The sequence below is a fragment of the Dokdonella ginsengisoli genome (assembly GCF_042652785.1).
GTDB classification, from domain to species: domain Bacteria; phylum Pseudomonadota; class Gammaproteobacteria; order Xanthomonadales; family Rhodanobacteraceae; genus Dokdonella_A; species Dokdonella_A ginsengisoli.
The window spans coordinates 94,946-120,386 of sequence record NZ_JBHSHD010000002.1 but is presented as its reverse complement, the minus strand read 5'-3'; the positions used below and the strand labels follow the sequence as shown (position 1 = coordinate 120,386).

The 25,441-nt window shown below is 71.2% G+C and carries 23 protein-coding genes; 18 read left to right on the top strand and 5 right to left on the bottom strand.

All coding sequences use genetic code 11. The features are described 5' to 3' along the window. The first annotated feature begins 40 nt into the window (after nucleotides 1–40). Together ACFO6Q_RS00855 and phhA are read left to right on the top strand one after the other, a co-directional pair. The gene (locus ACFO6Q_RS00855; protein ID WP_380018584.1) at nucleotides 41–835 is read left to right on the top strand and encodes a rhomboid family intramembrane serine protease; all 795 of its coding nucleotides are present in this window, start codon (nucleotides 41–43) and stop codon (nucleotides 833–835) included. A 65-nt stretch (nucleotides 836–900) separates the two neighbouring features. Then, a complete protein-coding gene (phhA, locus tag ACFO6Q_RS00850) occupies nucleotides 901–1,794 on the top strand; it encodes a phenylalanine 4-monooxygenase (protein ID WP_380018583.1) in 894 nt (297 codons plus the stop codon). A 30-nt stretch (nucleotides 1,795–1,824) separates the two neighbouring features. On the opposite strand, the gene ACFO6Q_RS00845 is transcribed toward phhA, so the two are convergent. Continuing rightward, nucleotides 1,825–2,619 (bottom strand): undecaprenyl-diphosphate phosphatase, encoded by a 795-nt coding sequence (locus ACFO6Q_RS00845; protein WP_380018582.1) that lies wholly within the window; start codon nucleotides 2,617–2,619, stop codon nucleotides 1,825–1,827. 188 nt (nucleotides 2,620–2,807) lie between these two features. On the opposite strand from ACFO6Q_RS00845, the gene glnA reads away from it, so the two are divergent. From glnA to ACFO6Q_RS00805, 8 genes are all read left to right on the top strand, one after another. Beyond that, the gene (gene glnA / locus ACFO6Q_RS00840; protein ID WP_380018581.1) at nucleotides 2,808–4,217 is read left to right on the top strand and encodes a type I glutamate--ammonia ligase; all 1,410 of its coding nucleotides are present in this window, start codon (nucleotides 2,808–2,810) and stop codon (nucleotides 4,215–4,217) included. Between the two features lie 367 nt (nucleotides 4,218–4,584). Then, nucleotides 4,585–5,340 carry a TorF family putative porin gene (locus tag ACFO6Q_RS00835; protein WP_380018580.1) on the top strand — a complete coding sequence of 252 codons (756 nt, stop codon included), beginning with the start codon at nucleotides 4,585–4,587 and terminating at the stop codon, nucleotides 5,338–5,340. Nucleotides 5,341–5,366: 26 nt separating this feature from the next. Next, nucleotides 5,367–5,705: a P-II family nitrogen regulator gene (locus ACFO6Q_RS00830; protein ID WP_380018579.1), complete on the top strand. Its 339-nt coding sequence runs from the start codon at nucleotides 5,367–5,369 to the stop codon at nucleotides 5,703–5,705. Nucleotides 5,706–5,716: 11 nt separating this feature from the next. Continuing rightward, nucleotides 5,717–7,129, top strand: coding sequence for an ammonium transporter (gene amt, locus ACFO6Q_RS00825; RefSeq protein ID WP_380018578.1), 1,413 nt, complete (start codon nucleotides 5,717–5,719; stop codon nucleotides 7,127–7,129). Nucleotides 7,130–7,217: 88 nt separating this feature from the next. Next, complete coding sequence (locus ACFO6Q_RS00820; RefSeq protein ID WP_380018577.1) at nucleotides 7,218–8,819, top strand: tetratricopeptide repeat-containing sulfotransferase family protein; 1,602 nt, start codon at nucleotides 7,218–7,220, stop codon at nucleotides 8,817–8,819. A 106-nt stretch (nucleotides 8,820–8,925) separates the two neighbouring features. Then, nucleotides 8,926–9,174: a PepSY domain-containing protein gene (locus tag ACFO6Q_RS00815; RefSeq protein ID WP_380018576.1), complete on the top strand. Its 249-nt coding sequence runs from the start codon at nucleotides 8,926–8,928 to the stop codon at nucleotides 9,172–9,174. 45 nt (nucleotides 9,175–9,219) lie between these two features. Then, nucleotides 9,220–9,930 carry a response regulator transcription factor gene (locus ACFO6Q_RS00810; RefSeq protein ID WP_380018575.1) on the top strand — a complete coding sequence of 237 codons (711 nt, stop codon included), beginning with the start codon at nucleotides 9,220–9,222 and terminating at the stop codon, nucleotides 9,928–9,930. Between the two features lie 16 nt (nucleotides 9,931–9,946). Then, nucleotides 9,947–11,335, top strand: a complete 1,389-nt coding sequence (locus ACFO6Q_RS00805) for an ATP-binding protein (RefSeq protein ID WP_380018574.1) — start codon at nucleotides 9,947–9,949, stop codon at nucleotides 11,333–11,335. Between the two features lie 153 nt (nucleotides 11,336–11,488). Here ACFO6Q_RS00805 and ACFO6Q_RS00800 read toward each other — a convergent pair whose 3' ends face one another. The 4 genes from ACFO6Q_RS00800 to ACFO6Q_RS00785 are packed head-to-tail and all read right to left on the bottom strand — an operon-like array spanning nucleotide 11,489 to nucleotide 16,218. Beyond that, nucleotides 11,489–12,676 (bottom strand): glycosyltransferase, encoded by a 1,188-nt coding sequence (locus ACFO6Q_RS00800; RefSeq protein ID WP_380018573.1) that lies wholly within the window; start codon nucleotides 12,674–12,676, stop codon nucleotides 11,489–11,491. Further along, on the bottom strand, nucleotides 12,673–13,758 hold the full coding sequence (locus ACFO6Q_RS00795) for a glycosyltransferase (RefSeq protein ID WP_380018572.1): 1,086 nt from the start codon (nucleotides 13,756–13,758) through the stop codon (nucleotides 12,673–12,675). Before ACFO6Q_RS00795 ends, ACFO6Q_RS00800 begins: the two co-directional genes overlap by 4 nt. Beyond that, the gene (locus tag ACFO6Q_RS00790; RefSeq protein WP_380018571.1) at nucleotides 13,755–14,837 is read right to left on the bottom strand and encodes a glycosyltransferase family 4 protein; all 1,083 of its coding nucleotides are present in this window, start codon (nucleotides 14,835–14,837) and stop codon (nucleotides 13,755–13,757) included. The genes ACFO6Q_RS00795 and ACFO6Q_RS00790 overlap by 4 nt, the downstream gene beginning before the upstream one ends. A gap of 13 nt (nucleotides 14,838–14,850) precedes the next feature. Next, a complete protein-coding gene (locus tag ACFO6Q_RS00785) occupies nucleotides 14,851–16,218 on the bottom strand; it encodes a methyltransferase domain-containing protein (protein ID WP_380018570.1) in 1,368 nt (455 codons plus the stop codon). 169 nt (nucleotides 16,219–16,387) lie between these two features. Between ACFO6Q_RS00785 and ACFO6Q_RS00780 the strand changes: the two genes are divergently transcribed. From ACFO6Q_RS00780 to ACFO6Q_RS00745, 8 genes are read left to right on the top strand one after another with little or no spacing between them, the layout of a single operon-like run. Next, a complete protein-coding gene (locus ACFO6Q_RS00780) occupies nucleotides 16,388–16,939 on the top strand; it encodes a hypothetical protein (RefSeq protein ID WP_380018569.1) in 552 nt (183 codons plus the stop codon). Nucleotides 16,940–16,952: 13 nt separating this feature from the next. Next, nucleotides 16,953–18,335 (top strand): glycosyltransferase family 39 protein, encoded by a 1,383-nt coding sequence (locus ACFO6Q_RS00775; protein WP_380018568.1) that lies wholly within the window; start codon nucleotides 16,953–16,955, stop codon nucleotides 18,333–18,335. Nucleotides 18,336–18,382: 47 nt separating this feature from the next. Further along, nucleotides 18,383–19,144 carry an ABC transporter permease gene (locus ACFO6Q_RS00770; RefSeq protein ID WP_380018567.1) on the top strand — a complete coding sequence of 254 codons (762 nt, stop codon included), beginning with the start codon at nucleotides 18,383–18,385 and terminating at the stop codon, nucleotides 19,142–19,144. A 7-nt stretch (nucleotides 19,145–19,151) separates the two neighbouring features. Next, on the top strand, nucleotides 19,152–19,871 hold the full coding sequence (locus ACFO6Q_RS00765; RefSeq protein ID WP_380018566.1) for an ABC transporter ATP-binding protein: 720 nt from the start codon (nucleotides 19,152–19,154) through the stop codon (nucleotides 19,869–19,871). Continuing rightward, nucleotides 19,868–20,131, top strand: a complete 264-nt coding sequence (locus ACFO6Q_RS00760; RefSeq protein ID WP_380018565.1) for a hypothetical protein — start codon at nucleotides 19,868–19,870, stop codon at nucleotides 20,129–20,131. The genes ACFO6Q_RS00765 and ACFO6Q_RS00760 overlap by 4 nt, the downstream gene beginning before the upstream one ends. A gap of 2 nt (nucleotides 20,132–20,133) precedes the next feature. Then, the gene (locus ACFO6Q_RS00755) at nucleotides 20,134–22,767 is read left to right on the top strand and encodes a glycosyltransferase (RefSeq protein ID WP_380018564.1); all 2,634 of its coding nucleotides are present in this window, start codon (nucleotides 20,134–20,136) and stop codon (nucleotides 22,765–22,767) included. 2 nt (nucleotides 22,768–22,769) lie between these two features. Beyond that, nucleotides 22,770–24,335 (top strand): glycosyltransferase family 2 protein, encoded by a 1,566-nt coding sequence (locus ACFO6Q_RS00750; RefSeq protein WP_380018562.1) that lies wholly within the window; start codon nucleotides 22,770–22,772, stop codon nucleotides 24,333–24,335. After that, the gene (locus tag ACFO6Q_RS00745) at nucleotides 24,332–25,366 is read left to right on the top strand and encodes a GDP-mannose 4,6-dehydratase (protein ID WP_380018561.1); all 1,035 of its coding nucleotides are present in this window, start codon (nucleotides 24,332–24,334) and stop codon (nucleotides 25,364–25,366) included. Before ACFO6Q_RS00750 ends, ACFO6Q_RS00745 begins: the two co-directional genes overlap by 4 nt. Nucleotides 25,367–25,441: the final 75 nt, after the last annotated feature.

The window sequence follows — 25,441 nt, the reverse complement described above, 5'->3', positions numbered from 1 at the left end:
GGGCTTGAGCCGGCCGCGGCGCATCCCCATGATGCCGGGCATGGATTTCGCGCGCCCCGTTCCCGAACCGACCGCTGTCGCCGTCGCGCACGATCGCGAGCGCGTGCGCTACGCCGTGCTCGGCGCGGCGGCCCTGCTCGCCGGCGTCTGGGTCGCCTGGCTGCTGGCCTGGCTGCTCGGCTGGTCGCTCGACGACCTTGGCGTGCGGCCGCGCGACTTCTCCGGCCTGATCGGCATCCTGACCGCGCCGTTCGCGCACGCCTCGTTCGAGCACCTGATGTCGAACACGCTGCCGCTGGCGCTGCTCGCCACCCTGACCCTGTACTGCTACCCGCGCGCGGCGCGGCTCGCGGTGCCGCTGATCTGGCTCGCGTCCGGCCTCGGCGTGTGGCTGTTCGCGCGCTCGTCCACGCATGTCGGTGCGAGCGGCATCGCGCACGGCCTGATGCTGTTCCTGTTCGTCATGGGGCTGCTGCGGCGCGACCGTCTGGCCGTCGTCGTGTCGCTGGTGGTGTTTTTCCTCTACGGCGGCATGCTGATGACCGTGCTGCCGCGCGAGGCCAACGTCAGTTTCGAATACCACCTGGCCGGCGCCGTCGCGGGGCTGGTCGCCGCCGTGCTGCTGCGCGCGCGCGATCCGCTGCCGCCGCGCAAGCGCTATTCGTGGGAAGAGGACGAGGCGGGCGAGCCGCTCGTCGACGAGGAACTGGAACTGCCGCGCGCGCGCGACGTGCCGGTGCTGTGGCAGCGGACCACGCCGGACGACGGCGCGAACGGCCGCGTGATCGTGTTCCAGCCGCGCCCGCGCGACGACCGCCCGCCGACGCTGCACTGAATCGCGCGCGGCGCCGCTGCGGCCGATCCGCGCTAAGCTTCGTGTCCGTCCACCGGAAACGTGCCATGAACGCCAGCGCTCCCCGCCGCGTCGAACATCAGCAGACCGACAAGGGCTACGTGCCGGTCTACACCACGGCCGTCGTCGAGCAGCCGTGGTCGAGCTATTCGCGGACGGACCACGAAACCTGGGCGACCCTGTTCGAGCGTCAGCGCGAGGTGCTCAAGGGCCGTGCCTGCCGCGAATTCATCGAGAACCAGCAGCGCTTCGGCATGACGCCCGACGCGATCCCGCGGTTCGACGAGCTCAACGCGGTGCTGGCGAAGGCGACCGGCTGGGAACTCGTGGGCGTGGAAGGTCTGCTGCCCGAGCTGACCTTCTTCGACCATCTGGCGAACCGGCGCTTTCCGGTCACCTGGTGGATCCGCAAGCCCGAGCAGATCGACTACATCGCCGAACCGGACCTGTTCCACGACCTGTTCGGCCACGTGCCGCTGCTGCTCAATCCGGTCTTCGCCGACTACATGCAGGCCTACGGCCGCGGTGGCGTGAAGGCGCACGGCATCGGCGCGCAGGCGCTGGTCAACCTGACCCGGCTGTACTGGTACACGGTCGAGTTCGGCCTGATCCGGCAGGACGGCGCCTTGCGCATCTACGGATCCGGCATCGTGTCGTCGAAGGGCGAGTCGATCCACTGCCTCGAATCGGCGGCGCCGAACCGCATCGGCTTCGATCTGGCGCGCATCATGCGCACGCGTTACCGCATCGACACCTACCAGAAGACCTACTTCGTGATCGACAGCTTCGACCAGCTGATCGACGCGACGCGGCCCGACTTCACGCCGCTGTACGCCGAACTCGCCGCGCAGGAATCGGTGCCGGCCGGCGACGTGCTGGCGAGCGATCGCGTGTTCCAGCGCGGCAGCGGCGAAGGCTGGGCGCAGGACGGCGACGTCTAGCGCCGCGGCCCGTTCGCGCGGTCGCGCGTCTCAGGCCGCCGCCGGCAGCATCAGCAGCAGCGCGACGCCGAACACGATGCGGTAGATCGCGAACGGCGTGAAGCGGTGCGTGCGGATGTAGCCGAGCAGCCACTTCACCGCGACGAACGCCGTGATCAGCGAAACGGCGAACGCGATCGCCAGCGCACTCCAGTCCTCGTGCGCGCTGCTGCCGTTCTTCATCGACTTCAGCAGCTCGTAGCCGCTTGCGGCGAACATGGTCGGGATGCCGACCAGGAAAGCGAATTCGGTCGCCGCCGCGCGGTTGCTGGTGCCGGCGAGCAGGGCGACGAAGATGGTCGCCGCTGACCGCGAGGTACCGGGAAAGATCGCCGCGACGACCTGCGCCAGGCCGACCAGCACCGCCACGCGCCAGGTGATGGCGCTGCGATCGGGCTGCTTCGCGGCGAACCATTCGGCTGCGATCATCCACAGGCCGCCGACGATCAGCGCCCAGGCCACCGGGACGATCGACTCCGGCAGCTTGAAGCCCAGCCGCGTGGCGAGAAAGCCGAGCACGCCGGTGATCAGGAACGCGGTCATCAGCTTCAGCGCGTAGTCGCGGTTCTCGGCCTGGGCGAATCCGGTGGCCAGCCGCCACAGCCGTTCGCGATAGATCAGCACCACGGCGAGGATCGCTCCGGCCTGGATCACGACGTTGAACACATCCGAGCGTCTGCCGAGCCAGTGTTCGGCGATCAGCAGGTGGCCCGTGCTCGAGATCGGCAGGAATTCGGTGATGCCCTCGATCAGGCCGAGCAGCGCGGGAATCAGGATGTCGTTCATGGCGGTCCGGGGAAGAGCGAACGGGAGACGGGAACAATCTGGTGCAAAACCGGGGAAAATCGCACCATATTGGTGCTATCGATGCCCGATCCTGCAGGTCAGTGTATTGATTTCATTGGAGAAGATGGGGAATTCCGGGTTGGCACAGGCATTGCTGTATCCGCGGCACCTACCGCTTCGAGATCGTCATGTCCGCCCAGAACGTGTTGAAACTGATCAAGGATAACGACGTCGAGTTCGTCGATCTGCGCTTCGCCGACATGCTCGGCAAGCAGCATCACGTGACGTTCCCCGCGCACTCGGTCGACGAGTCGCTGTTCGAGGACGGCAAGATGTTCGACGGCTCGTCGATCGCCGGCTGGAAGGGCATCAACGAATCCGACATGGTCCTGCTGCCCGATCCGGACACCGCCATCGTCGATCCCTTCACGGCCGACAAGACCCTGCTTCTGCAGTGCGACGTGCTCGAGCCGAGCACGATGCAGGCCTATGCGCGCGATCCGCGCTCGGTCGCCAAGCGCGCCGAAGCGTACCTGAAGTCGACCGGCATCGCCGACACCGCCTACTTCGGACCGGAGCCGGAATTCTTCATCTTCGACTCGGTGCGCTACCGCAACGACATGGGGCACGTGTTCTACGAGATCGGCTCGGAAGAAGCCGCGTGGTCGTCCGGCAAGTCGTTCGAGGGCGGCAATTCCGGCCACCGCGGCGGCGTCAAGGGCGGCTACTTCCCGGTGCCGCCGGTGGACACCTTCCAGGACCTGCGCGGCGAGATGTGCAAGGTGCTCGAGGAGCTCGGCCAGGTCGTCGAGGTGCACCATCACGAAGTGGCGAACGCGGGCCAGTGCGAGATCGGCACGCGCTTCAACACGCTGGTGAAGAAGGCCGACGAGCTGATCACGATGAAGTACGTGATCAAGAACGTCGCGCACCGCAACGGCAAGACCGCGACCTTCATGCCGAAGCCGATCGTCGGCGACAACGGTTCGGGCATGCACGTGCACCAGTCGCTGGCCAAGAACGGCCAGAACCTGTTCGCCGGCGACCTCTACGGCGGCCTGTCGCAGACCGCGCTGTACTACATCGGCGGCATCTTCAAGCACGCGCGCGCGATCAACGCCTTCGCCAATTCCTCGACCAACAGCTACAAGCGCCTGGTGCCCGGCTTCGAGGCGCCGGTGATGCTCGCCTACTCGGCGCGCAACCGCTCGGCCAGCTGCCGCATTCCGTTCGTGCACAGCCCGAAGGCGCGCCGCATCGAGGTGCGTTTCCCCGATCCGGTCAACACCGGCTACCTGACCTTCAGCGCACTGATGATGGCCGGCCTCGACGGCATCCTGAACAAGATCGACCCGGGCGCGCCGGCGGACAAGGACCTGTACGACCTGCCGCCGGAGGAAGAGAAGAACATCCCGACCGTGTGCCACTCGCTCGACCAGGCGCTCGACGCGCTGGACAAGGATCGCGCGTTCCTGAAGGCCGGCGGCGTGTTCAGCGACGACTTCATCGACGGCTACATCGACCTGAAGATGCAGGAAGTCACGCGCTTCCGCGCGGCGACGCACCCGCTCGAGTACCAGATGTACTACGCGATCTGATCGCCCCTGCCGCGCTCCGTCCGCGGAGCGCGGCAGCGGACCCGCCGCTGCGTTTGCGCATGCGGCGGGATTCATCCGGCAGCGGCCCGGCCGCTGCGGCCAATCAACTAATGCGTTAGTTGATTGGATCATTCGTGGCCGCGCTCCGGCAGGGCGGGGCGAGGAGAAAAGAACAGACACCGTCATCGAACATCCGGACATCCGCCGCGAACGGATCGCGGCGAACGGGAGGGGCGCCGGTTGCGGGCGCCGACCGCGGGAAGCGGCAACGAAGGGGCGACACAGCCCCAGGAACCATGCGCAGGAGGCGACCGTACGCGTCGCGGCAGCGGCGGCGCGGCCATCCGTCCCGATCCGGAGAACCCGCATGAAAGGCCGTTCACGCCCCATGATCCTGTTCGCGTTCGCGCTGTCCTCTCCCGTGCAGGCCGACGATGCCGCTTCGAGCGGCCCGGTCCTGAGCGGCAACCTCGGTATCGTCAGCGACTATCTGTTTCGCGGCCTGTCCCAGACCGGCCAGGAGCCGGCCCTGCAGGGCGGCGTCGAATACGGCAGCGCGAGCAGCTGGTACGTCGGCGCCTGGGGCAGCAACGTCAGCTGGCTGTCGGACTATTCCAAGCTCGGCGAGGACGTCTCCAACAGCGTCGAGCTCGACCTCTACGCCGGCTGGCGCATTCCGCTGGACGCCGACTGGAAGCTCGACCTCGGCGTCTACGGCTACTACTACTCCGGCGACTACCCGCACGGCTTCACGCGCCCGCACACCGTCGAGGGCTACGTCGGCGTCGGCTGGTCGTTCCTGTCGCTGAAGTATTCGCACGCGTTCACGAACCTGTTCGGGTTCGCCGATTCCAAGCACAGCGACTACCTCGATCTCTCCGCCAACTGGGAGTTCTCGCCCGGCTGGGTGATCAACGCCCACGTCGGCCACCAGCGCGTCGAGCATTCCGGCGCCGCGAACTACACCGACTGGAAGCTCGGCGTGACCCGCAACTTCGCCAACGGCATCGCCGTCGCGCTCGCCTACTGCGACACCAACGCCGACGAGCTGCTCTACACGAACGGCTACCGCGAATATCTCGGCCGCCGCACCGGCGTGCTGAGCCTGGGCAAGACGTTCTGAACCCATCGACGCATCAGGAGAGTGGCATGAAGCTGATCACCGCAATCATCCGGCCGTTCAAGCTCGACGACGTGCGCGATGCGCTGTCGCAGGCCGGCGTCACCGGCATCACCGTCACCGAGGTCAAGGGCTACGGCCGCCAGAAGGGCCACACCGAGCTGTACCGCGGCGCCGAGTACGTCGTCGACTTCGTCCCCAAGATCAAGATCGAGACCGCCGTGCCCGACGGCCGCGTCGAGGCGACCGTCGAAGCGATCGCCGACGCGGCGCGTACCGACAAGGTCGGCGACGGCAAGATCTTCGTGACCCCCATCGATCACGCCGCGCGCATCCGCACCGGCGAGATCGGCGACGACGCGCTCTGAGGAGGAAAGCCATGAGAAACCGACTGTTCCTCTTCACCGTCTTCGCCACCTGCGAACTGCTGCCCTCGCTCGCCTTCGCCCAGGGCGCGCCCGCGGCGGTGCCGAACAAGGGCGACACCGCCTGGATGCTGACCTCGACCGCACTCGTGCTGCTGATGAGCGTGCCCGCGCTGGCGCTGTTCTACGGCGGCCTGGTGCGCAGCAAGAACATGCTGTCGGTGCTGATGCAGGTGTTCGTCGTGTTCTCGCTGATCAGCGTGCTGTGGTGCGTCTACGGCTACAGCCTGGCCTTCACCGAGGGCAACGCGTTCTTCGGCAGCTTCTCGCGCCTGTTCCTGCACGGCACCTTCGATCCCGCCGCCGGCACGTTCGCGCTGGCCGGCACGTTCTCCAAGGGCACGCCGATGTACGAACTGGTGTTCGTCGCGTTCCAGGCCACGTTCGCCGCGATCACCTGCTGCCTGATCCTCGGCTCGCTGGTCGAGCGCATCCGCTTCTCCGCGGTGCTAATCTTCATGCTGATCTGGTTCACCTTCAGCTATCTGCCGATCGCGCACATGGTCTGGTTCTGGCCGGGGCCGGACGCCTACACCGATGCCGGCAAGGTCGAAGCCCTCAACGCCACCGCCGGTCTGATCTGGCAGTGGGGCGCGCTCGATTTCGCCGGCGGCACGGTCGTGCACATCAACGCCGGCGTGGCCGGACTGATCGGCGCGTTCCTGGTCGGCAAGCGCATCGGCTACGGCCGCGAGGCGCTGCGCCCGCACAGCCTGACCATGACCATGATCGGCGCGTCGCTGCTGTGGTTCGGCTGGTTCGGCTTCAACGCCGGCTCCGCGCTGGAGGCGAACGCCTCGGCCGCGCTCGCGTTCCTCAACACCTATCTGGCGACCGCCTGCGCGGTGCTGTCGTGGACCTTCGCCGAGTGGCTGCTCAAGGGCAAGCCGTCGATGCTCGGCGCCGCGTCGGGTGCGGTCGCCGGCCTCGTCGCGATCACGCCGGCGGCCGGCAACGTCGGCATTCCCGGCGCGTTCGCGATCGGCCTCGCCGCCGGCGTGATCTGCCTGTGGGGCGTGACCGGGCTGAAGCGCCTGCTCAAGGCCGACGACTCGCTCGACGTGTTCGGCGTGCACGCGCTCGGCGGCATCAGCGGCGCGCTGCTGACCGGCATCTTCAACGCCCCCGCGCTCGGCGGCCCCGGCCTCGTCACCGACTGGGTCACCGGCACCGTCGGCTATCCCGGCATCGGCACGCAGCTGCTGATCCAGGCCAAGGCGGTCGGCCTCACGATCGTCTGGACCGCGGTCGTCGCCGTCATCGCCTACAAGGTCGCCGACCTGCTCGTCGGCCTGCGCGTCAGCGAGGAGCAGGAGCGCGAAGGCCTGGACATCGTCTCGCACGGCGAGTCGGCCTACGACCACTGAGTCCGGCGTCCGCGCCGGCGCGGCTTCCCCCGCGCCGGCGCTTTGCTAAGCTCGCGCGGTTTCCGCCGAAGACGGGGCCTTCCGCGCGATGAACTCCGCCAGTCGCCTTGCGCCCGGCCCCGCCGAACGCCTGCGCGGGCTGGCGCCGCCTGTCGTCGCATCGTTGCAGGAGGCGGCGCAGCGTCTGCGTCGCGGCGACCCCGACGGCGCCGAACGCGCCCTGGCCGCGGCGCTCGCATCGGCACCCTCGCATCTGGAAACCCTGCGTCTGCACGGCTTGCTCGAACAGCGCCGCGGCCGTCGTGCGCAGGCCGAGGCGATCTACCGCCGCGCGCTCGAGGGGCAGCCGGACGACGTCTCGATTCTGGTCCAGCTGGCCGAGGTCAGGCTCGACCTCGGCGACGCGGACGAGGCGCAGGCCCTGCTGCGTCGCGCGGAGCGCCTCGCGCCCGCCGAGGCCGACACCCTGTTCCGCCTCGGCCGGCAGTTCGATCGCCACGGCCTGCACGCGCCAGCGCTCGCCTGCGGTCGCCGCGCGCTGGCGCATGCGCCCACGCATGCGCTGGCGCGGCTGCTGGTCGCGCGCAGCCTGCAGGCGCAGGGGCACATCGACGAAACCGCCGCCGAATACCGCACGCTGGTCGGGCAGGGCGGGCCGCGCGCCTACCAGGCCTGGTTCAGCCTGGTCGACCTGAAGACGGTGCGGCTCGACGCGGACGAAACCGCCGCGCTCGAACGCCTTGCCGGCGACGCGACGCTCGGCGACGAGGCACGTTCGGCGCTCGCCTTCGCGCTGGGCAAGGTCTGCGAGGACGCCGCGCGCTACGACGACGCGCTGTCGGCGTTCGCACGCGCGAATGCGCTCGCGCGGCGCCGGCTCGACTGGAGCGCCGACGCTTTCGGCCGCGAGATCGAGGCGATCCGCCTGGCTTTCGACGCGCCGCCGCCGCAGGCCCCGGCGGCATTGGGCGAGGACGTCGTCTTCGTGCTCGGCATGCCGCGCTCGGGCACCACCCTGGTCGAGCAGATCCTTGCTGCGCATTCGCTCGTCGAAGGCGCCAGCGAATTGCCCGACCTGCCGATCGTCCTCGCGCAGGAGTCGCGACGGCGCGGCCGGCCGTTTCCGCACTGGGCGGCACAGGCGACGGCGGCCGACTGGGAGCGCCTGGGCCGCGACTATCTCGCGCGCACGGCGCGCTGGCGCGCGCGCCGGCCGCGTTCGACCGACAAGCTGCCGGACAACTGGACGTTCGTCGGCGCGATCCGCGCGATGCTGCCGGGCGCGAAGATCGTCGACTGCCGCCGCGATCCGCTCGAGACCTGCTGGTCTTGCTACAAGCAGCTGTTCGCACCGGGCCGCGCGACGTACGCCTACGACTTCGCCGACCTGGGTGCCTGCTGGCGTGCCTACGATCGCCTGAGCCGGCTCTGGGAGTTGCGCCACCCGCAGCACGTGCGCGTACAGCCTCACGAGGCGCTGCTCGCCGCGCCGGAGGCGGAAATCCGTGCCCTGCTGGAATTCTGCGGCCTGCCGTTCGAGCGCGGCTGCGTGGACTTCCACACCGTGCGGCGCGACGTGCGCAGCGCCAGCGCGGCGCAGGTGCAGCAGCCGCTGTATCGCGACACCGCACGCGCGGCGCGCTACGGCGAACGCCTGGCGCCGCTGCGCGCTGCGCTCGCCGGCGACTGAGGCCGGAACCGGCGCGCGAAATTCAGCCGCAATTCAATGGAATCTGCCGAGACTGCCGCGTCGCTACGCTTTTGCGTGGACTGGCATGCCGGCTAAGATGAGGACGATGCAAGCCCGACGCGGAACAAGCCTGCTGGTGCTCTTCCTGATGCTGTCGTGCGCGGCCATCGGGTCCGCACCCGTCGTCGCGCGCGAAGTCAGCGTGCAGGAGGCGGTGGCGCAGGCGCAGCGGCAGGCCGACGGCAAGGTGCTGTCGGTGCAGACCTTGAACGTCGGCAAGCGCAAGGTCTACCGCGTCAAGATCCTGACGCGCGACGGTCAGGTGCGTGTCATCCAAGTGCCTGCGGAGCAATGACGCCGGCCCGGCGCGAACTGGACGCAACATCCTACGGAGAACGACATGCGCGTATTGCTGGTGGAAGACGAAGCCCCGTTGCGCGAAACCCTGGCCGCGCGGCTCAAGCGCGACGGCTTCGCGGTCGACGCCGCCGGTGACGGCGAGGAAGGCCTGTACCTGGGCCGCGAAGTGCCGTTCGACGTCGCGATCATCGATCTGGGCCTGCCCAAGCTCTCGGGCATGGACCTGGTCAAGCAGCTGCGCGAAGCGGGCCAGCGCTATCCGATCCTGATCCTCACGGCGCGCTCGAGCTGGCAGGACAAGGTGCAGGGCCTGAAGAACGGCGCCGACGACTACCTGGTCAAGCCGTTCCACGTCGAGGAACTGCTGGCGCGTCTCAATGCGCTCGTGCGCCGCGCCAGCGGCTGGTCGCGGCCGACGCTCGAATGCGGTCCGGTGGTGCTCGACACGACCGCGCAGACGGTCGCCGTCAACGGCGGCACGGTCGACCTGACCAGCTACGAGTACAAGGTGCTCGAGTACCTGATGCTGCACGCCGGCGAGCTGGTGTCGAAGGCCGATCTCACCGAGCACATCTACCAGCAGGATTTCGATCGCGATTCGAACGTGCTGGAGGTGTTCATCGGACGCCTGCGCCGCAAGCTCGATCCGGACAACGCGATCAAGCCGATCGAGACCGTGCGCGGCCGCGGCTACCGCTTCGCGCTCGAACGCAGCGACACGCCGGTCGAAGAAGCCAAGACCGAAGCCTGAGAGGGGGCAAGCGCGCATGGCGCGTCCGCTTTCGCTGCAGGCGCGCTCGCTGGCGGCGGCCGGTCTGGTACTGGCCGCCTTCCTTGCGCTGGCGTTCTTCGCGCTCGACAACGCGTTCTATCTGGCGGCCGAGAGCGGCCTGCGCGAGCGCCTGCAGGGCTACCTGTACACCTATCTGGCCAGTTCCGATCCCAATCGCGCCGGCGCGCTGATTCCGCCGGACGTCGGGCCCGATTCGCGCTTCGACCAGCCGACCGCGACCGGCCTGTACGCCGGCATCGTCGGCGGCAAGGTCGTCGGCGCGAAGGAAAAGGAATGGCGCTCGGCCTCGGCGGCCGGACGCGAACTGCCGTTCTCCGACGAGCTCGATCCGGGCGAGATCCGCTTCCGCGGTCCGGTGGCGACGTCCGAAGGCAGCCTGTTCGTGCTGTCGCAGGGCGTGGTGTGGAACGCCGGCGCGAAGAACGAACTGCACGTGACCTTCCACATCGCCGAAGACAGCCGCGCCCTGCAGCGCCAAGTCGACGTCTATCGCCGCACGCTGGCGACGTGGCTGGGCTCGCTCGGCGTGGTCCTGCTGCTGCTGCTGCTCGGCGTGCTGCGCTGGAGCCTGTCGCCGCTGCGCCGCGTCGCCGGCGATCTTCGCCGCGTCGAGCACGGCGCGCAGGAACAGCTCGACCGCGACTATCCGATCGAGCTGTCGGGCCTGACCGCGAACATCAACAACTTCATCGAGGCCGAGCGCGAGCGCGTCAAGCGCTATCGCAACACCCTGTCCGACCTCGCGCACAGCCTGAAGACGCCGCTGGCCGTCATGCGCAGCCAGCTGGAGACCGGAGCCGACGGCAAGGACCTGCGCTGGACGGTGCTCGAGCAGGTCGGGCGCATGGACGAGATCGTCGCCTACCAGCTCTCTCGCGCGGCGACGTCCGGCCACCAGACCTTCGCCGCGCCGCTGCCGCTGGAGCCGTACGCGGAAGAGGTCGTGCGCAGCCTGGAGAAGGTCTACGCGTCGAAATCGATCCTGTGCGAATTCGACATCGATCCGGGCGCGCGTTTCCACGGCGACCAGGGCGACCTGCTCGAGCTGCTCGGCAACCTGCTCGAGAACGCGTTCAAGTGGGCGCGGCGCCGCGTGTTGCTGACCGCGCAGCCGCAGCCGGCCGCGGCCGGAAAGCGCGCCGGCCTGGTGGTGATGGTGGAAGACGACGGTCCCGGCATCCCGGACGACAAGATCGAGCATCTGCTGCAGCGCGGCGTGCGCGGCGACGAACGCGTGCAGGGCCACGGCATCGGCCTGGCCATCGTGCAGGACATCCTCAAGGCCTATCGCGGCGAGCTGGTCGTCGACCACTCGCCCAACCTCGGCGGTGCGCGCTTCTCGATGCGTCTGGCGGCGCGCTGAATCTCTGGGTCGCGAGAGCGGCCGAGAAAGACGGTTCTCGCAGAGGCGCAGAGGTCGCGGAGAAAAAAGCCGGGCTTTCGTCTGTCCTCTGCGGACTGCGTGTCTCTGCGAGAGGGCAGCTTCGTCCGCGCGACAGCCGGGCACGCGGCCGGCTCAGTTTGCCGCCAGCGCCTCGATTTCCGCGATCAGCCGTGCGCGCACCTGCTCGCGGCTGTAGTGGTCGAGCACGTAGGCCCGCGCGCGTCGCGCCTGCTCGGCGCGCGCGGGCGCGTCGAGCGCGCGCACGGCGTCGATCGCCGCGTGCAGTCCGGCTTCGCCGCGGAACACGAAGCCGCTGCCGCTGGCCTCGACGTGGTCGGCGAGGGTTTCGCACTCGCCGTTGACCACGATCGGCGTGCCCTGTGCCATCGCCTCGAGTGCGACGATGCTCAGGCTCTCGTACGGCGAGGGATGCACGAAGGCGAGCGCGCCCGCCATCAGGGCCAGCTTGCGCTCGTCGCTGACGAAGCCGAGATAGCGCACGTGCTCGGACTGCTGCACGCCGAGCTTGTCGGCGCCGGTCAGCAGCAGGCGCAGGTCGGACGGCCGTTCGCGGCTGTAGCTGCCGAACGCGTCGAGCAGCATCGCGCAGCCCTTGTGCGTGTCGATGCGGCCGCTGTAGAGCAGGTACGGCGTCGACTCGCGCGCCGGCGCCACCGTTTGCGTCGCCACGGTCATGGCGACGAGATTGCCGGCGTCGACGTTCCACAGCCTCGCGCCGAGGCGGCGTTCGGCCGGCGTGTTCCAGAGCAGGCGCGGCGTGTGCCGCGCCATCTGCGCGAACACGCCGAAATGCCCGGCGGGCTCGTCGTGCAGGGTCGGCACGATCGCCCAGCGCCGGTGCGGCAGCGCGCGCGCGCCGTCGTAGGTGGTCGGATACAGGTACGTCAGGAAGATCACCGCGGCGTAGTCGTCGCCGGCCCGCGCCAGATGCGCGATCAGGTCCGGGCACACCGGCCCCTGCGAGCGGATGAATTCCTCCTGCAGCGCCTCGGGCCACGCGACGCGTCCGTCGCTCGCGTCCGCGCGCGCGGCGAAATGCGCCAGCAGGCGGCGATGCAGGTCGTGGAAGTAGCCGTCGCGGCCGCGCGCGACGCGGAAGCGGTGGATCGCGACGCCGTCACGGCGTTCCACGCCTTCGGGCAGGTCGTTCGCCCAGCTGACGTAGTCGCTCGCGGTGGTGGTCAGCACGTCGACCGCGTACTCGTCCGCCAGCAGGGTCGCGTACTGCCAGCCCAGCGCTTCGGCGCCGCCGACCAGCGATTCGTGACAGCGCGGCACGACGATGGCGACGCGCTTCACGACAGCGGCTCCAGCGCGGCGAGGAAGCGCTCGCGCAGCACGTGCGGCGCGAACTCCGTCTCGTAGCGGCGTCGCGCCGTATCGCGCAGGTCGTTGCGGAAGTGCGCGTCATCGGCGAGCCGCGCGAGGCTGGCCGCGAACAGCCACGGATCCTCCTCGCTCCAGAGCACGCCGCCGTCGCCGATCGTCTCCGGGATCGCGCTCGAGGCGTGTGCCAGCACCGGCACGCCGAGCGCCATCGCCTCGATCAGCGGCACGCAGAAGCCCTCGTGGCGGCTCATCGTCAGGAACGCGTGGCTGGCCAGATAGGCCGCCTTCAGCTGCGCCTCGCTCAGCGATTCCAGCCACCACACGCGGTCGCCGAGACGGTGTTCGTCGATGCGCGCGCGGATCGCCTGGTTGTAGGCGTCCAGGCCCGGATCGGACTTGCCGACGACGAGCAGGCGCGTGGGATCGCCGTAGGCGTCGACGTAGGCGGCGAACGCGTCGATCAGCGCGAGGTGGTTCTTGTTCGGCGCGATGCGTCCGACCATCAGCAGGTTGCGCGTGCCGTCGTTGAGTTCGTCGAGCAGGTCGAGGTCGGCCTCGGCGCGCAGCAGTTGCTCCACGCGATGGAACGGTGCGACCACGGCGCCGCGATCGGCCGGCGCGCCGCAGGCGATCAGCTCGTCGAGGTTGTAGCGCGAGGCGCCCAGATAGCGCTCGCAGCCGAGCCGCGCGACGGCGGGAATCTCCTCGCGTCCCTTGGCGCAGGCGCTTTCGTAGAGGCGCGAGGTGCCGGCGAAGAATTCCGGCGGCGTGATGTTGTGGTAGCGCACGACGCGGTAGCCGCGCGCGCGCGCGACCAGTTCGGTCGCCTGCGGCCAGCCGACCGAGAAGTGGTAGATGACGAGGTCGTCGGGACCGCCGGCGAAGTCGAGCAGCGTGTCCGGCGAGTAGGTGGTCTCGGCCACGCCGTGCGCGACGTCGCAGAACACGCGCGTCTCCAGGCCGCGCTCGCGCAGCAGCGCGGCCATCGCCAGCGTGTCGTTGCCGACCGCATCCTTGCCCGCCAGCACCGGCAGCAGCAGGGCGGCCTTCATCGGCGCGCTACCCGGGTCATCGCCTCGGCCAGGCCGCGCTCGAGCACCGCCGGTGCGAACGTCGAGGCGTAGCGCGCCTTGCCGGCGGCGCGCAGGTGTTCGCGCAGTTCCGCGTCGCCGGACAGACGCTGCACGGCGGCGGCGATCACGTGCGGGTCGGCGCCGTCCCACAGCAGGCCGGCGTCGCCGAGCGTCCACGGGATCGCGCTCGTCGCGCGCGCGATCACCGGCGTGCCGAGCGCCATCGCCTCGATCAGCGGCACGCAGAAGCCTTCGTGCCGGCTCAGCATCAGCAGCGCGTCGGCGCGCTCGAACGCAGCGCGCAGCTCGGCGCCGTTGGCGTCCTGCATCAGCGTCACCGCGTCCTGCGTGTCGCGGCGCTGGATGTGATCTTCCAGCGCCTCGCCATAGCGCGAGAGATTCGGATCGAGCTTGCCGGCGGAGAGCAGATGGGCCGAGCCGGCGCCCATCGCGCGCAGCGCGGCGAGCGCGTCGACGAGGTCGAAGTGCGCCTTGTTCGGCGCCAGCCGTCCGACCATCAGCAGCAGCGGCTCGCCGCGCGGCAGGCGCCGGTCGTCGGGGGCGAGGGAGCGCAGCTGTTCGACCTGGTGGAACGGCGGCAGCAGCGCGCAGCGCGCGGGATCGACCCCGCGCGACAGGAAATCCTCGAGGTTGTACGGCGAGCAGCCCAGGTACAGCTCGCAGTTCATCGCCGCGTAGGGATCGAGCTGGCCGCGCCCTTCGGCGCAGGCGGCGACGTAGCCTTCGGCCCACTCGGTGAAGAATTCCGGCGGCGTGATGTTGTGGTAGCGCAGCACGCGGCGCGCACGCGTGCGGCCGAACAGCGCCAGCGGGAAGTCCCAGCCGACGCAGTAGTGATAGACGATGACGTCGTCCGCGGACTGCGCCCAGGCCTCCACCTCGGCCGGTGCGCGGATCGTCTCGTCGACGCCGCATGCGTGCGGCGCGAACAGCGCCACCTCGTGCCCTTGCGCACGCAGCGCGCGCGTCATGCCGAGCGTGTCGTTGCTGACCGCGTCGTGCGGCGCCAGCCCCGGCACCAGCATCGCGATCCTCATCAGCCGATCCTCATCAGGGGCCGCCTGCGCCGCGCCGGGCGAGGACGATCGCCGCGTCGCCGTCGCGCACGATGGCCGGCGTCTGGAAGCCGGTCGCCGCGAGCCACGCGCTCCAGCGCGTCGCATCGCCGTCGACGGCGGCGAGCCGGTGCGGCTCGCGCTCGCAGCGCAGGGCCAGCCAGCCGGAAGGCTTGAGCGCGCGGCGCGCGTGTCCGAGCAGCTCGACGGTGGCGGCCGGGTCCGCGGCGAGCACGCTCGCGCTGACGCTGATGGCGTCGAGGCCGGCATCGGCGCAGCGCGCAAGCGCCGCTGCCGGATCGCCCTGCGCGACGCGGCCGGCCTTCGCGCGTGCGACCAGGTGCGCGTTCGCCTCGACGCCGACGGCGTCGAAGCCACGTTCGGCCAGCGCCTCCGGCCAGGCGCCGTCGCCGCTGCCCAGGTCGAGCACCGACGCGGCCTGCGGCAGGCGTTCGGCCAGCGCCGCACTCCACGCGCGATGGCGCTCGCGGCGTGCGGCGGCGACGCCTTCGTCTTCCGGCAGCGACGCGGCGAACGCGTCGGCGCTGTCGCGCTCGGCGGCGGCGCCTTCCTCCAGATCGCCGAGGCTGCGCTGCAGCGAGGCGATCCAGTGGTTCGCCGCGTGCACGTACTGGCGCAGCTCGCCCAGTTCGTGCGCGGCGGCGCCGGTGCGGCCTTCCAGCGAGTCCGCGCGCAATTGGAACTCGTGCGCGCGCCGTTCGAGATCGTCCACGCGCAGCTGCAGGCGGCGGATCTCGCCGCGCAGCTCGTCGCTGCGCCGGTCGTGTTCGGTCCTGAGTGTGGCCTGCACCTCGTCCAGCCGGTGCCCGGCGTCGCGCTGCGCGTCGGCGATCGTGTTGAAGCCGGCGGCAACCGAGGTGTCGGCGGCGCGCTGGTGGCGCAGCAGCACCGGCAGCCCGGCGAACGCGATGCCCCATTGCAGCGCATAGCCGATCACCGGCAGGCGCGCCAGCTTGGCCAGCACGTAGCGCGGCAGCAGGCCGCGGATGCGCGTGCCGATGCGGCGGCCTTCCGGCGACCAGCGCAGATTGCCGATCACCTCGGCCTTCGGCGCACCGGCGGCGAGCAGGCGGATCTGCATGGTCGAGCCGGCGTCGTCGGGCTGGCGCTTCAGGACCGCGCGGAACACGTGGTCGACGAAGGCGATGTAGTGCGGCCCGCTCAGTTCGGCGATCGAGTAGTCCAGACGCTCGCGCTCGATGCCGTCGCCCTGCGTCGAACGCGGCCGGCGCGGCGGCGGGTCGCGGCGCGGCAGCGGCGCGCGCGTGCGCGCGGCGTCCGCTTCAAGGCGGATTTCGGCCTTGACGCGCTCGAGGTAGTCATCCTGCCGATCCGGACTCACGCGTTCCCATCCCGTCTGTGGAGCTTCGCCCTGCGGGCGGTCGCGCATTATGGCGGGCCGGCGCGCGGATGCGAAACCGCGCCGGCGCGGCAGGGCGCGCCGCGCCGGTTGCCAGCGCCGGTACCGGACGACTATCGTTGCCGACCTGTCGCGAAACGCCGGAGTCCGCATGCGCCCGCTCGTCCCGATCTCCCTGGCCACCGCCCTGGCCGTCGCCCTGGCCGCCTGCAGTCCGCCGCCGTCGGAACCGGTCGCGCCGAAGGCTCCGCCGGCGCCCGCGGCAAACGTGCCGGCCGCCGCGCCCGCCGCCGAGGCGCCGAAGCCGGCCGAAGCCGCCGCTCCGGTCAAGGAGATCCCGGAAGGCGAGTGCGGCGACCAGTCGAAGGTCGCGGCCGACCAGCGCGCCTTCAACACCGCGCGCTGGTCCACCGCCAGCGAGCAGAACAATTTCGGCTTCGACGTGTGGCGCGGCGACTCGGAGAAGGGCGAGTTCGCCAAGCTGACGAAGGAACCGATCCTCGGCGCCGGCACCTCGGACGAGACGCACAAGTACGAGTTCCGCGACGACACGATCGATCCGTGCAAGGAATACTGGTACTACATCGAGCAGACCAACACCGACGGATCGAAGGAGAAGATCTCGCCGGTGTTCAAGGCGCCGGCCAAGCGCCGCGCCGTCGGCAGCCCGGCGCCGCAGCCGGTCGCGCCGGCGAAGGAATGACCGCCGCGCCGCGATGAACGTCGCGGCCGCGCTTCCGGCGCTGCGCCGGCGCAACCGGCGCGCCGCGGCGGCGGCTTTCATCGTTCTGTTCGCCGTTTCCCAGGCGCTGCTGTGGAGCGCCTGGTACGCCTGGGGCGCGAAGCGGCTGATCGGCGACGAAAACGCCTACCACGACTTCGCGCTTGCGATCCTCGCCGGCGGAGCGTGGATGCCGAGCACGATCTGGCCGCCGCTGCAGCCGCTGCTGCTGGCGGCCGTCTACGCGCTCGCCGGCGTGCACGTGCTCGCCGTGCAGCTCGCGCAGACCGCGCTGTTCGTCCTCTGCGGCGCCCTGCTGCGCGACCTGTGGCGCACGCTCGGCGGCAGCGTCGCCGCGGCGAACACGGCGGCGGCGCTGTTCCTGCTGAACCCGTCGATCGCGGCCTATTCGCACTGGCTGTGGCCGGAAATCCCGCACCTGACCCTGCTGCTGGCGGCGTTCTGCCTGCTCGCGCGCGCCGCGTCGGGCCTGCGCGCCCTCGCCGCCGGCGCCTGCGTGGGCCTTGCGATCCTGGCCAAGAGCCTGCTGTCGGCGTTCTGGCCGGCGTTCCTGATCGTGTTCCTGCGCCGCGAACGTCCCTGGCTGGTCTGGCGGCCGGCCGCGCTGTTCGTGGTCGGCCTCGGCCTCGTCACCGCGCCGGCGCTGTGGCACGGCTGGCGCGAGTACGGCCGGCCGATGATCGCCGACAGCTCGGTGTACAACCTCTGGGTTGGCCTGACCGACCGCTGGCGCAGCGACTACGTGCTCGACATGGGCGGTGCGACCCTGCCGGCCTTCCTCGACAGCGGCGCCACGCCGCAGGAACGCAACGCGGTCTACCTGGAAAAGATCCGCGCGCTGCTCGCCGAGCGCGGCGCCGCGGCGGTCGTGGCCGACCAGCTCGGACGCCAGTATTTCCGCCTGTTCAGCGCGAAGACGCCGCTGCTGTCGCAGCTGCCGGGGCCGGCCTGCGCCGGGCACCTGTCGGTCTACAGCACGCCGCCGTGGCTGACGCGCACGTTGACTCTCGCCAGCGACGCCTTCCATGCGCTGATCCTCGCCGCTGCCGCGTTCGGCCTCGCCGGCTGGCGGCGCCGGCCGGACCGACTGGCGCTGGTGGCCGCCCTGTTCGTCGCCTACCAGCTCGCGCTGTTCGCGCTGATCCACGTCAAGGCGCGCTTCCTGCTGCCGCTGCTGCCGTTCCTGTGCGGCTTTGCCGGTAGCTTCCTGGCGGCCCTGCGCGCGCGCGCCTGCGCGCGGCGCTTCGACGCGATCGCGCTGACGCCGCCGCGCCTGGTCCTCGGCGCGGCGCTGGCTGGCCTGCTGCTGTTCCTCGCCTTCGCCGGTCCCGCGCTCGACCGCCTCTGCGCGGCGTGAGCGGCGGAATCCGGTATCCTCGCAAGGTTTTCCCTTCCGCTTCGCCCATGCGTCAACATCTGATCGAACTGGTCCTCTTCAGCACCTACGCGGAACTGCGCGCCGAGCGCGCGCGCAGCTATCTCGGCCTGGCCTGGTGGGTGCTCGACCCGGCCATGCAGATGGCCGTGTGGTGGCTGCTGATCCATGTGATCCTGCGCGCCGGCGGGCCGGACTACCTGCCGTCGCTGCTGATCGGCGTGACGCTGTGGCAGTGGATGAAGTCGTGCATGATCCACGGCGGCCACGCGATCTGGAGCAACCTGAACCTGGTGCGCCAGGTGCGCCTGCCGCCGCTGGTGTTCCCGATCGTGGCGATGCTGTCGGACACGGTGAAGTTCTTCTACATCTTCGCCGTGCTGCTGCTGATCCTGTGGTTCGCCGGCTATCCGCCGAACCTCGCCTACTTCGGCCTGCTGCCGCTGTTCGTGGCGATCCTGCTGCTGTCGGCCGGCGTCGGCTTCGTGATCGGCGCGGTGGTGCCGCTGTTGCCGGACCTGCGCTTCGTCATCGAGCAGGTGCTGAACGTGGTGATGTACCTGTCGGGCGTGGTGTTCATGCTCTCCAACGTGCCCTCGCCGCTGCGCGAGATCCTCGCGCTGAACCCGATCGCGGTGCTGATGGACGCCGCGCGCGGCATCCTCATGCACGGCCTGTGGCCGAACTGGGTCGGCCTGACCAAGGCCAGCCTGATCGCCCTGGTCGCGTGCGCGATCGGCGCGTTCGTCATCTCGCGGCTGGCGCCGCGCTATCCCAAGCTCGCCGCGTGAGGGACGCATGCCGGTAGACCCGAACGAGATCCTGGTCGAACTGCGCAACGTCGGCGTCGCGTTCAGTTCGCAGCGGCGCATGAACGAAAACCGCTTCTGGGCGCTGGAAGACGTCGACCTCACCCTGCGCCGCGGCCAGCGCCTGGGCGTGATCGGCCGCAACGGCGCCGGCAAGAGCACCCTGCTGCGCGTGATCGCCGGCATCCTCGCGCCCGACCGCGGCACGGTGCGGCGCGGTCCGGTGTCGTGCCAGCTGCTGTCGCTGGCACTCGGCTTCACGCCGCACCTGTCCGGCCGCGACAACGCGATCCTGTCCGGCCTGATGCTCGGCCTGCGCCGCCGCGAGATCACCGCGCGCCTGCCGGCGATCCGCGAATTCTCCGAACTGGGCGACTTCTTCGAGCAGCCGATCGCCGCCTATTCGTCGGGCATGATGATGCGCCTGGCGTTCTCGGTGGCGATCCAGGTCGAGCCGGACGTGCTGCTGATCGACGAGGTGCTCGCCGTCGGCGACGCCGAGTTCCAGCAGAAATCCGGCGCCGCGCTGCGCGCGCGCATGGGCGAGGGGCACACGGTGGTGCTGGTCAGCCACGACGAGAACCAGATCGCTTCGCTGTGCGATCGCGTGCTGTGGGTCGAGCACGGCAAGAGCGTGCTCGAAGGCGACCGCGACGAGGTGTTCGAGGCCTACCATCGCGACCTGCACCTGACCGCGGTGCCGGCATGAACCAGGTGGATACCGCCCGCCTGCAGGCGCTCGCGCGCCGGCTCGGTATGGCGCCCGGTCAGCTCGCGCTGGCCGCCGCGCGCCTGGCGCGCGAACCGGGCGCGGTCCAGGCGCAGCGCCGGCGCCGCGTGCTCGCCGAAGCCGCGTGTCCGTCGGCCGCGGCGGAGAACGTCGCCGCGCTGCTGCAGACGCCGATCGCCAGCTTCGCGCTCGGCGACGTCGATCGCGCGCTGGCGGCGGCCTGGCGGACGGAGGACTAGCCGTGCGCGGCACGACCCTCATCGTGCTCGCCTGGAACCAGTGGCCGCTGACGCGGCGCTGCCTGGATTCGCTGCTCGCCAGCGATCTCGACTTCGCCGAAGTGCTGGTGGTCGACAACGGCAGCGAGGACGAGACCCCGGACGGCCTGGCCGCTTACGCCGGCCGCGTGCGCACGCTGCGCCTGCCGCGCAACCTCGGCTTCGTGCGCGGCATGAACGCCGGAATCGCTGCGGCGCCCGCCGACGACGACGTCGTGCTGCTCAACAACGACCTGGTGTTCACCCAGCCCGACTGGCTCGGCCGCCTGCGCGACGCCGCCTACGCCGATCCGGCGACCGGTATCGTCGGCTGCCGCCTGCTCGGCCCGGAAGCCGAAGGGCGCGTCTACCACGTCGGCGGCTACATCGAGCCGGACGACCTGCACGGCCAGCAGACCGAATCCGCCCACGTCGAGCGCGAGGTCGCGCAGTACCCGCACCTGCGCCGCGTGCAGGCGATCGCCTTCGCGCTCGCTTACCTGCGCCGCGACGCGATCGCGCGCATTGGCGGCCTCGACGAGGCCTTCCACAGCTATTTCGAGGACACCGACTGCTGCCTGCGCGCCGCCGACTTCGGCATCGCCAGCGTCGTCGCCGGCGGCGTCACGCTGCGCCACGACCAGCACGGCTCGACCCAGGACGACGGCGGCTTCCGCAGCCGCCTGTTCGCCGACAGCCGCGCCGCGTTCGCCGCGCGCTGGCGCGAGCGGCTGCGCGCGGACTACCGCGGCGACGTGCTGTGGCACGGCGCCACGCGCTTTCCGGGTGCCACGGCGGAACTCGCGCGCCTGTTCGTGCGGCGGCTCGACGCGCGCGGCCTGCGCATGGGCTTCGCGCCGACCGCGCGCGAATGCGCCGACGCGCAGGACGGCCGCCTCGACCTGGCCGCGCGGCGGCGCCTGCCGGCCGTGCCGGCCGCCGCGATCGCCTGCGGCGCGGAAGACGCTTTCGCGCAGGCGCGCGGCCGCTGGCGCGTCGGCGTGGGCTTGAGCGACTGCGAAACCGCCTCGCCGCAGGCGGCGCGCGGTGCGCGTTCGCTCGACCTGCTGCTGGTGCCCGATGCGTTCCAGCGCGAGGCGTTCGAGCGCGCCGGCGTGCGCACGCCGATCCAGATCCTGCCGCTCGGCGTCGATCGCGACTATTGCCATCCCGGCGTGCCGGCGCCGCGCCACCCGCACGGCCGGTTCGTCTTCCTCGCGCTGGCCGAGGATCTCGCGCGCGACGCACCGGACCTGCTGGTCGCCGCGTTCCGCGCCGCGTTCGGCGCCGACGAGCCGGTCGAGCTGCTGCTGCAGATCCTGCCCGGGCGCGACGCGCTGGCGATCCGCGCTGCGCTGGACGCGCTGCCCGACGGAGCCGCGCGCGGCCGCGTGCGCGTGCTCGACGACTGGGGTTTTCCGTGGCACCAGCGCGCGCAGCTGCTCGCCGCCGCCGACGCGTATGTTTCCGCGCGCCGCGGCGGCGGCTGGGATCCGCGCGCGGCCGAAGCGCTCGCCTGCGGCCGGATCCTGCTGGCCACCGACTTCGGCAGCCAGGCGAGCCTCGCGCGAGAACACGGCCTCGCCGTCGCCGCGAAAACGATCGACGCCGGCCCCGGCCGGCGCTGGGCCGAGCCGGACCGCGACGCGCTGGTCGCGCGCCTGCGCGAAGCCTTCGAACGGCGCGAGGTGCTCGGCGCCGCCGCGCGCACGCGCGCCGAGTCCTTCGCCCGCGATCACGACGTCGAAACCAGTGCCGACCGCCTCGTCGAAGCGCTCGCGCGCGGCGGCACGCTGGCGCCGCCGCGGCCGACGCCGCGGGTGCATCGGCCGGCCGACCTCGCGCAGCCGGCGAGCGGACAGATCCTCGTGCTCGGCATGCACCGCTCCGGCACCTCGAGCGTGGCCGGCCTGCTGGCACGGCTGGGCGTCTATGCCGGCGAGGATGCGGACCTGCTGATCGGCCCGGACAATCCGAAGGGCCACTACGAACTGGCGCGCCTGCACGGCGCCTGCCTGCGCCGGCTCGAGGCCGCCGGCGGCGACTGGAAGCATCCGCCGGCGCACGCGCCCGGCGCCGCCGTCGACGCGTTCCGCCGCGACGTCGCCGAGGTGCTGCGCACGCTGGAGCCGCGGCGGCCGTGGCTGATCAAGGAGCCGCGCCTGTGCCTGCTCGCGCGCGAACTGCTGCCGCTGCTGACGCGCCCGGTGTTCGTGCACGTCGTGCGCGAGCCGCAGGCGGTCGCGCAATCGCTGGCCCGGCGCAACGGACTGTCGCGCGAGCACGCGCTCGCGCTGTGGCGGCAGTACACCCTGGCGGCGTTCGAGGCGAGCCGCGGCTGGCCGCGCGTGCTGGTCGACTACGCGCAGGCGCTGGCCGATCCGCTTGCGTTGGCGCGCCGGCTGCATGAGGAACTGAGCGGCTTCGGCGTGCCGGGTCTGCGCCAGCCCGACGCCGCCGAGCTGCGCGCCTGGATCGATCCGGCGCTCGCCCATGCCTCGCCCGTGCAGCCATCCGCGCTCGACCCCGAAACGCAGGCCTTGTGGGACGCGATCCGCGAACGCCGCATCCTCGACGAGGCCGTCGAGCCGCCGCGCCACGCCGGCGTCGGCGGCTGAGCGTGTTCTCGTTCGTCCGTCATCTGCTCCGCCCGTCGCGCGCGCGGCTGCGGCCGCCGCTGCGTGCGGCGGCGTGGAACGGCACGCAGCTGCGACTGGAGTTCGAGCCCGGCCACGCCGACACGGTCGCGCTGGATCTGGACGGCGCGTATTTCGCGCAGTCGCCGCTCGACGCCCACGCCCACGCGGACTTCACCTTTGCCTTCGCGCCGTCCGGGCACGACTGGCTGCAACTGATGCCGCGCCGCGGACGCGACGGCGAGGCGCTGGCCGAACGGCCGCTGCACGTGCGCCTGGGTTCGGCCGGCATCGGCGCGGCCGATGCACCGCCGCCGCCGCTGGCGCCGCCGGCCGCCGCCGCGCAGCCGGTTCCGTTCGGCGTCGACGCCGCGGCCGCCGAGGTCGCGATCGTGGTGCCGGTCTACGACGCGCCGGAACTGGTCGGGCGCTGCCTCGATTCCGTGCTCGCCTGGACCACCGGCCGCGTGCGCCTGATCGTCGTCGACGACGCCAGCCCCGATCCGCGCATCGCGCCGCTGCTGGCGCGCTACGCGCGCGTGGCCGGCGTCGAGGTGCTGCGCATTGCCGAGAATCGCGGCTTCACCGCCACGGCCAACCGCGGCATCGACGCGGCGGGGCGCGCGGACGTCGTGCTGCTCAACGCCGACACCGAAGTCGGGCCGAACTGGCTGACCGGGCTGCGCCGCGCCGCGCACGCGCGCGACGACGTCGGCACCGCCACGGCGGTGTCCGACAACGCCGGCGCGTTTTCCGTGCCGGAGCTGGAGCAGGCCAACGAGCTGCCGCCCGGCTGGAGCTTCGAGCGCGCCGCGCGAACGCTATGGCAGCAGGCGGGACTGGCGTATCCGGCGCTGCCGACCGGCAACGGTTTCTGCCTCTACATCCGCCGCGCGGTGATCGAGCGCGTCGGAAAGCTCGACGAAGCCGCGTTCCCGCAGGGCTACGGCGAGGAGAACGATTTCTGCCAGCGCGCCGCGCAGGCGGGCCTGCGCCACCTGATCGCCGGCAACGTGCTGGTGCGGCACGCGCGCAGCGCGAGCTTCGGCGAGGAGCGCCGCCGCCGTCTGGGCGAGGCCGGCATGGCGGTGCTGCGCGAACGCTGGCCGGACTACGAAGCCGAGGTCGGGCGAACCCTGTTCTCGTTCGAGCGGCGCGTGCTCGACTGGCGCGTGCGGCGTGCCTTCGCCGACGCCGCCGCGGCGCGGCCGCGCCTGCTGTGGGTCGGTGCGAACGCACCGTCCGTGGTCGATGCCGACGTGTGGACCCTGCGCGCGAACGGCGAGCGCAACGAGCTGGTCGCGGGCGGGCGTGTCGTCGCCGCCAACCTCTGGCGCGCGGACGATGCGGAAACCTCCTACCGCGCGCTGTGGGACTGGCTGCAGCTGCATGCGATCGAGGGCCTGCTGGTCGCCGAGCGCAAGGAGTCGGCGGCGGAGATCGTGTGCCGCCTGCTCGATATTCCGATCCTGCCGATCGACCCCGCGCGGACCGCGACGCCGGCCGAGCTGTTCGCCGGCGCACGCCGTTTTGCGAAGATGCCGTCATGACTTCCGACTGCGCGCGCGCCCTCGTCACCGGCCTTTGCGGCCAGGACGGTGCCTTGCTCGCGGCGCGGTTGCTGCGTGAGGGTGTCGAGGTGGTCGGCACGCACCGGCCGCAGCGCGAGCCGGAGCGCTGGCGCCTGCGCGAGCTGGGCATCGACGCGCATCCGCGGCTGCGCGTCGTCGCGCTCGATCCGACCGACGCCACCGCCTGTGCCGCGCTGGTCGCCTCCACGCATCCGAAGGCCGTGTTCCACCTGGCCGGGCAGTCGCGCGTCGCCGAATCGTTCCGCGATCCGGTCGGCAGCCTCGCCGCAAACGGGCTCAGCACGGTGCACCTGCTCGAAGCGCTGCGCGCGCACGCGCCGGCCGCGCATTTCGTGCTCGCCGCGAGCGCGGAAATCTTCGGCCTGCCCGAGCGCGCGCCGCAGGACGAGCGCACGCCGGCGGCGGCGCGCTCTCCGTACGGGTTGTCGAAACTGCTCGCGCACGCGGCGGTCGGCAGCTGGCGCGCCAGCTACGGCCTGCGCGCGTCGAGCGCGATCCTGTTCAACCACGAGTCCGAGCTGCGCGATCCGGCCTTCGTCACGCGCAAGATCAGCCTCGGCGCGGCGCGCATCGCGCTGGGCCGCGCGCAATGGATCGAACTCGGCAACCTCGATGCGCGGCGTGATTTCGGCTACGCGCCCGACCACGTCGCCGCGATGGCCGCGATGGCGGCGCGCGACACCGGCGACGACTACGTGCTGGCGACCGGCGTCGCCGCCAGCGTGCGCGATTTCGCCACCGCGACGTTCGCCGCCGCCGGCATGCCGCTGGACTGGTTCGGCGAAGGCGCGGACGAAGTCGGCGTGGAACACGGCAGCGACCGCGTGCGCGTGCGCGTGGACGCGTCGCTGTTCCGCCCGGTCGACGCGCCGCTGCTGGTCGGCGACGCGTCGAAGGCGCGTCGAGAGCTGGGTTTTGCGCCGAGTCTGGATCTCGCCGGACTGGCGCGGCGCATGTTCGAGGCCGATCTGGCGCGCGAGCGGGCTTAGGCGTTCGGGACGCCTCGAGCATGCAGCGCGTGTCGAGAGCTTTTCTCTCGCAGAGGCGCAGAGAGCGCAGAGAAG